Below are 6886 nucleotides of genomic sequence, written 5' to 3'. Positions count from 1 at the left end.
AGCGGAATTAACCTTTGGCTAAGACGCCATGCAGCTTCTTAGCATTATGCGGTATTAGCAGGCCTTTCGACCTGTTATCCCCCTCTCAAGGGCAGGTTACCCACGTGTTACTCACCCGTCCGCCGCTATATAGAGGTTAGATGTTGGAAATTAGAAGTTGGATACTTGTTGAAATTCCGTAGGAATTTCTTCTATTCAAACCTCTAACCTCTAACATCCAACCTCCATATCGCTCGACTTGCATGTGTTAGGCACGCCGCCAGCGTTCGTCCTGAGCCAGGATCAAACTCTTATGTTATAACCTAGCTTCTTATTTGGTACGTTCGCTCTCGCTGTTCAGTTTTCAAGGACCGTTGACGCTTATTTATCTTATCACGTCTTTTTTATCTTGTCAACACCTTTTTTTTCGGTGTTTTTATTTCTTTCTGTCGCTCGCTTCAAGCGACTTTTATATATTATCATTCAACCTTATTTATATCATATTTATTAATCATAATTATTATAAATTATCACGTTATTTCTCTATTTTTTTATTTATTTCTCTTTATTATTCATTATGATACACCAAGTCCCGTTGCATAATATATTCATAGATAAATCAATATTTTAGATAAAATCATTTCAAATAAAATAGGTGCCTTAAACTACTTAAAGCAGCCTAATGGCACCTAAATTTTTAACGATTCCCTTTTTATTTAAACACACCCAGTGAATTTAAGAATATAATAACAACTAATAGAGGAGAAATATATCTTATTAATATTAAAAATGCTGTTAATATTGCTTGGTTGCTTATCTTTCCTCCATTACTCAATTCATTTACTATATCATCTCTATCAATAAAATATCCTATAAATATAGTTATAAATAATCCACCAAGTGGTAGTAATATGTTACTTGATACAAAATCAAATAGATCAAAGAAATTCTTTCCAAATGCTTTGATTTCAGCTATTGGATTACCCCCAGCTATTGATGCTGTTGCTAAAAATCCAAACACAAGTATTATAACCGCTGTTAATAGAACTGCCTTTTTTCTATCCATTTTCTTTTCTTCTGATAAATAAGCAACAGGAACTTCAACCAACGAAATCATTGCTGTTGTAGCCGCAAATGAAGTTAAAAGGAAAAATAAAGTAAGTAACACTCTACCAAGCGGCATCTTTGAAAATACTAAAGGTATTGTCATAAATAAAAGTCCTGGTCCTGCAGCAGGTTCCATCTTAAAACTAAATACAGCAGGGAATATAGCAAGTCCCGCAAGCAATGATACTAAAAGATCTGAAAAGGCAACCTTAAATGCAGTTTGTGGCATATCATTATCTTCTGTAAAATAACTACCATACGTAATCATTGTTCCCATACCTATCGATAACTTAAAGAAGGCTAACCCTAATGCAATTAGTATGCTTGCTTGTGTAACCTTTGAAAAATCAACCTTAAATAGGAATTTTACTCCTTCAAAAGAATCTGTTAATGTTAAGGCTCTTATATCCATTATTATTATCAATATAAATAGAAGAGGCATCAATGTTTTAGTAACTTTTTCTATTCCATTCTTAACTCCCATTATCAGGATTGTTGATACTACAACCATAACAATAACTTGCCATAAATATGCCATACCATAGTTTGATATTGTTGAAGTAAATATTTCATTTGCCTGTTCAGGAGTTACTCCGTTGAATTTACCAATTAAACTTTTAAAAACATATGAATAAACCCATCCTGCAACTCCACTATAAAAGAACATAATTAAAAAAGATGATAATACACCCATAAGTCCTATAAATTTAAAATTCTCTTTATTTAATTTTCTAAAAGCTCCTACAGCATTGGCTCTTGTTTTTCTTCCAATATAGAATTCACTTATCATTATAGGTATACCAACAAATAGTATACACAATATGTAGATGAATAAAAATCCACCTCCACCATTCATACCAGTAATATATGGGAATCTCCATATATTACCTAAGCCTACTGCTGAACCTAATGTTGCAAAGAAAACTGCAAGTCCCGATGAAAACGTCTCTCTTTTTTTGTTTTCCATAATAATCCCCCTTTAATAATTTAAATTGTTAAACTTTCGTTATAATATAAAGCACCCAACAGCTTATGGGTGCTTTATATTATTGTTTATAATTGTATAAAAAATGCAAGTTATAGTCAATCAAATTTTATTTACAATTTCTTTGAAAATTCGACCTCTTTCCTCAAAATTTTTAAACATATCAAAACTAGCACATGCAGGCGATAAAGTTATGATATCTCCCTTTTCTGCTGCATTATAAGCCTTCAACACTGCATCTTCTAAACTATCTGCAATCACTATTGGTATCTCTATATTTCTTTCCTCCATAACTTTTAAAAACGCATTCTTTATTTTATCCTTTGTCTTTCCAAGTAAAACCAAACACTTAATATAATCTATTCCTTCCTCTGCTAATGGCTCAAATGGTATGTTTTTATCATATCCACCTGCAATCAATATAACCTTTTGTTTAAAGGATTTTAAACCTGCTAATGTTCTTGCTGGACTTGATGCGATTGAATCATTATAAAACTTTATTCCATTTACTTCTCTTACAAACTCTATTCTATGTTCTACTCCTGAAAAATTCATTGCCACATATCTCATAGTATCTATAGAAACAAAGTCATATACAGCTGCAAAAGCTGCAAGTAAGTTTTCTATATTATGCATACCTGGTAGCTTTACTTCATCAATATGACATACAATATTATTATCTATTATTAGATTATCCTCTTCTAAATATGAAAATGCCTTTTCTTTTCTTGAAAATAATCTTACATTTTTATCCGTTTCCTCTGCAATTTTTCTTGTTATTTCATTATCTTTGTTTAAAACAACAACTCCACCTTCTTCTTGATGTAAAAATATATTTTTCTTAGATTCAATATACTCCTGCATATCCTTATGAATATCTAAATGATTAGGCGTTATATTTGTTATAATTGATACCTTGGGAGAAAACTTTGCATCAATTAGCTGGAAACTTGAGAGTTCTAATACAACAAAATCATTCTCCTTTATTTCTTCAATTCTATGAAATAAAGGATTACCTATATTTCCTCCTAAAAACACATTATATCCTTGTTTTTTGAGCATTTCATAAACAAGGGTTGTTGTAGTTGTCTTGCCATCACTTCCTGTAATACCTATAACCTTGCCTTTACAGTATTTTAAAAATTCTCCCATCTCTGACGTAACATAAGCACCTCTATCAAGTGCTTCTTTTATATAAGGGTTTGTAGGCATTAAAGACGGTGTTCTAAATATAATATCTGCTTCTTTTGTCCCCTCTAAATAATTTTCACCTAAATAAAGTTTAACATCTTTCTTTTTTAATTCTTCTTCATATTCCCCTAAACTTGTTTTTTTATCACACACAACTACATTTGCACCTAAATCCAACATCATTTGAATAAGAGGAGTGTTACTTACACCAGCTCCAACTATTGCAACCTTTTTCTTAAACACAAATTTTTTAAATTCATCAAATGAATATGCCAATTAAAACGCCTCCCTAATTATTGCTTTTAATATATTTCTTCAAGTTTTTTAAATCTTCTATATAAACATCATACAAAGCTCTATTATATATTATACTCGCAGGATGATACAATGGATATAAAAATCTTCCATTATACTCCATAACTTTCCCGTGTACATCTCCAATTTTTATATCCCCTAACAATGCCTTAAGAGGAGTATTGCCAAGAGTTACAATTATTTTTGGTGATACTATTTCTATCTCCTTTAACAAAGTATCTAAAGATAATTCTATTTCTTTTTTATTTGGTGCTCTATTTACCTTTCTTCCTGTCTTTTCATTTATTTTATAAGGTCTTATTTTTACCACATTTGTTATAAATAAATCTTCTCTTTTTATTTCTAATATATTTATAAACTCATCTAAATTTTTACCTGCTTGACCTACAAAAGGTTTGCCCTGTTCTTCTTCAAATCTTCCTGGTGCTTCACCTATTAGCATAATTTCTGCATCTATATTTCCAACACCATAAACTATCTTTACATCCTCTCCATATATATCTTTTATTCTATCACGATATTGTTCATATACAGTATTTAAATCCATATTATCACTCCTTCCTATATATTTTACTATTCTTTGTAAAAAAAGTCCTCTATTTTTTATAGAGGACTTTTTAATATATTATTTTTCAATTGTGATTTATTATTCTCTGTAATAAGTACATCAAGTTTTACATTATTTCAGGCAAATTATCTAAATTATTACTGCTATCACCATCTGGCAAACTTCTTAAAAATTTTTCTCCAGTTTTAGATACACCAACAGTAACACCCTCAATCTGTCCTTGTTCTGCAAGTTTTATACCTTCTCCCTTTGAAATTATTTGACCTGTACTTAATCTATAAGAAATTATCTCTCCATTTTTGTCGTGCTTTACTCCAGTAATTCTCATTATAACCCCTCCTTTTTAGTTATTTTTTCACCTACGAAAGGGTTTCATACATTGCCTTAATCTTTTTTAAATCCTCCCACGCTAATTTCTTTTTATTTTCATCTCTTAAAAGAGCTGCTGGATGAAAAGTTGCAATAATATAAAAATCACCTTTTTTATACCATATTCCTCTATCCTTAGTTATCTTTATATTTTCATCTATAACATATCTTGCTGCAGTTGCACCTAAGCACACAATTATTTTTGGTTTTACTATTGCTACCTGCTTTCTTAAATATACTATGCAAGTCTTTGCTTCATCTTCAAAGGGAACCCTATTATTAGGAGGCCTACATTTAACTATATTTGCTATATATACCTCTTCCCTCTTTATATTAATTGCCTCAAGCATCTTATCTAATAGTTTACCAGCTTTTCCTACAAAAGGCCTACCTGTATTATCTTCTTCTTCACCCGGTCCTTCACCTATTAACATAAGCTTTGCATTCAAATTACCCTCACCAAATACAACATTTTTTCTTCTTTGTGATAGCCTACATCTATTACAGTTATTCACATATAACTTTAATTCATCTAAATAACTCATATAATCTACCCCTATTCGTTGTTATATAATGTATTATTGTATTATATAACAGAATATATATCATAATTTTATTTTTATTAATTAATATTTTTATTATTTTTTATTAAATATGTTGCACTTTAAATATAAATGTGTTATATTTATATTGTAATGAATAGCGAAAAGACCCTTTCATATAACATATCCCCATGATTGAACCCTATTAACTGACCCTAGCCAGGAGACCCCCTGGCTCTTTTTTTACATATTTTTTGAACCCCATTCGCAAAGAGCCTTTAAAATAGGCATTAATCCCTTTCCCTTTTCAGTTAAAGAATACTCTACCTTAGGTGGAATTTGATAATATTCCTTTCTATTTATTAATCCATCTGCCTCTAACTCTTTTAATTGATTGCTTAATGTTTTATGTGTTATACCATTTACAAGTCTTTTTAACTCTCCATATCTTAAGACTTCATTATTTGAGAGGTGCCACAAAATTACCGTCTTCCATTTGCCACCAATTATGCTCAGAGTATATTCAACAGGACAATTATAGGTTTTCTCTTGATGCATAAATATTACTCTCCTTTTTGATAGTATATTACTTTTAAGTGCATACTTTATTTTTTTTATATATATTTTATAATTTAAGTATAATATGTTCGAACATAGCTGTAAATACTATAGTATCAAAAATCCATTCTTTATTTGGAGGTATAATATGATAAACGAAACTTTAAAGGTAATTAAATCAAGAAGAACAACAAGAAAATTTAAAAGCGAACAAATAAAAAATGAAGAACTTCAAGCAATAATTGAAGCAGGACTTTATGCACCAAGTGCTCACAATCAACAATCTTGGAATTTTACTGTTATACAAAATTCTGAACTTATAAAAGAATTAAATAGAGAATCTAAAGAAGCTGCTAAAGGATTTAATGATGAAGTAATTCAAAAAATGGCTAACAACGAAAAACTTGATGTATTCTATGGAGCTCCTACTCTTATAATTGTATCTGGAATGGATAGTGCTATGATGCCTCAGGTTGACTGTGCTGCTGCAACTCAAAATATGTTAATAGCTGCTGAATCATTAAATATCGGTTCTTGTTGGAATGGGTTTATATCCTTCTTATTCAACGGTCCTAAGGCAGAAGAATATAAAAAGAAATTAAATATACCAGAAGGATTTACACCTTATTATGCTATTGCACTTGGATATAAAGATACAAAAGCTATAAATGCTCCTGCAAGACGTGAAGGTACTGTACAATATATAAGATAAGACTGAGATAATCCTCAGTCTTTTTTTATTATATATAACAAGAAGGACAGGTATTCTATCTGAATGCCTATCCTTTCTATTTATAAAAAACAAATCTTTAAGCGACCTACTCTCCCACACCATGCGGTGCAGTACCATCGGCCCTGCGGAGCTTAACCGACCTTTCTTGAATGCGTACAGGTACTCCAAGGGCCTTTTAGATGTATTTGAAGTAAATAAAGGTTCTATAATAAATGTTGGGGCGTAACCCCAGCATATTTTTTTACAAAAAAATATGCACCTGTTTTAGATGCCTGGTAAAATTAAATTAACTACAAAAATATTACCTGAAAGGAGGCATCCTACAAGTGCACACTAATAATTGTATCAAAAATTTACTTGGTTTTAAAGATGTTATTATAACAAAAGTACTTGATAATGTTTGCTATGAAATTTATTTAGAAATGAAAAAGAAGCCTCATACTTGTCCTCGTTGTAATTCTGAAACTCGTAGAGTTCACGACTATAGAATTCAACGTGTTAAACATCTTCCTTTTTTCTTAAAACCTACGGTTCTTATT

General features: G+C 30.6%; 8 protein-coding genes and 1 rRNA gene. 2 read left to right on the top strand and 7 right to left on the bottom strand.

What is annotated here, in order from left to right; translation table 11 throughout:
• The 7 genes from A3M9_RS0111890 to A3M9_RS0111860 all read right to left on the bottom strand — a co-directional run.
• Nucleotides 1–298: ribosomal RNA gene (locus A3M9_RS0111890) — 16S ribosomal RNA — on the bottom strand; the annotation flags it as partial.
• Nucleotides 299–691: 393 nt separating this feature from the next.
• On the bottom strand, nt 692–2053 hold the full coding sequence (locus A3M9_RS0111885) for a sodium-dependent transporter (RefSeq protein WP_027309390.1): 1362 nt from the start codon (nt 2051–2053) through the stop codon (nt 692–694).
• Between the two features lie 120 nt (nt 2054–2173).
• Complete coding sequence (gene murD / locus A3M9_RS0111880; protein ID WP_027309389.1) at nt 2174–3538, bottom strand: UDP-N-acetylmuramoyl-L-alanine--D-glutamate ligase; 1365 nt, start codon at nt 3536–3538, stop codon at nt 2174–2176.
• Between the two features lie 13 nt (nt 3539–3551).
• Nucleotides 3552–4124 carry a uracil-DNA glycosylase gene (locus A3M9_RS0111875; protein ID WP_035166653.1) on the bottom strand — a complete coding sequence of 191 codons (573 nt, stop codon included), beginning with the start codon at nt 4122–4124 and terminating at the stop codon, nt 3552–3554.
• A gap of 127 nt (nt 4125–4251) precedes the next feature.
• Nucleotides 4252–4473 carry a DUF3892 domain-containing protein gene (locus tag A3M9_RS0111870; protein ID WP_035166650.1) on the bottom strand — a complete coding sequence of 74 codons (222 nt, stop codon included), beginning with the start codon at nt 4471–4473 and terminating at the stop codon, nt 4252–4254.
• A gap of 31 nt (nt 4474–4504) precedes the next feature.
• The gene (locus A3M9_RS0111865) at nt 4505–5059 is read right to left on the bottom strand and encodes a uracil-DNA glycosylase (protein WP_027309386.1); all 555 of its coding nucleotides are present in this window, start codon (nt 5057–5059) and stop codon (nt 4505–4507) included.
• Between the two features lie 240 nt (nt 5060–5299).
• Nucleotides 5300–5614 carry a helix-turn-helix domain-containing protein gene (locus A3M9_RS0111860; RefSeq protein ID WP_027309385.1) on the bottom strand — a complete coding sequence of 105 codons (315 nt, stop codon included), beginning with the start codon at nt 5612–5614 and terminating at the stop codon, nt 5300–5302.
• Nucleotides 5615–5765: 151 nt separating this feature from the next.
• On the opposite strand from A3M9_RS0111860, the gene A3M9_RS0111855 reads away from it, so the two are divergent.
• Together A3M9_RS0111855 and A3M9_RS0111845 are read left to right on the top strand one after the other, a co-directional pair.
• Nucleotides 5766–6326 (top strand): nitroreductase family protein, encoded by a 561-nt coding sequence (locus tag A3M9_RS0111855; protein WP_027309384.1) that lies wholly within the window; start codon nt 5766–5768, stop codon nt 6324–6326.
• A 347-nt stretch (nt 6327–6673) separates the two neighbouring features.
• Nucleotides 6674–6886, top strand: a 213-nt coding sequence (locus tag A3M9_RS0111845) for a transposase family protein (protein ID WP_035166648.1), incomplete at its 3' end; no start/stop codon positions are given.

This window comes from Caloramator sp. ALD01, from assembly GCF_000472625.1.
Classification (GTDB): Bacteria; Bacillota; Clostridia; order Clostridiales; family Caloramatoraceae; genus Thermobrachium; species Thermobrachium proteoclasticum.
Note: the sequence above shows the minus strand (reverse complement) of the source record. Positions and strands in the feature narration are given on the sequence as shown.

Coding starts and splice junctions, on each gene's coding strand:
- A3M9_RS0111870 (WP_035166650.1), bottom strand. CDS start 4,473: ATGAGAATTACTGGAGTAAAGCACGACAAAAATGGAGAGATAATTTCT.
- A3M9_RS0111885 (WP_027309390.1), bottom strand. CDS start 2,053: ATGGAAAACAAAAAAAGAGAGACGTTTTCATCGGGACTTGCAGTTTTC.
- A3M9_RS0111875 (WP_035166653.1), bottom strand. CDS start 4,124: ATGGATTTAAATACTGTATATGAACAATATCGTGATAGAATAAAAGAT.
- A3M9_RS0111865 (WP_027309386.1), bottom strand. CDS start 5,059: ATGAGTTATTTAGATGAATTAAAGTTATATGTGAATAACTGTAATAGA.
- A3M9_RS0111860 (WP_027309385.1), bottom strand. CDS start 5,614: ATGCATCAAGAGAAAACCTATAATTGTCCTGTTGAATATACTCTGAGC.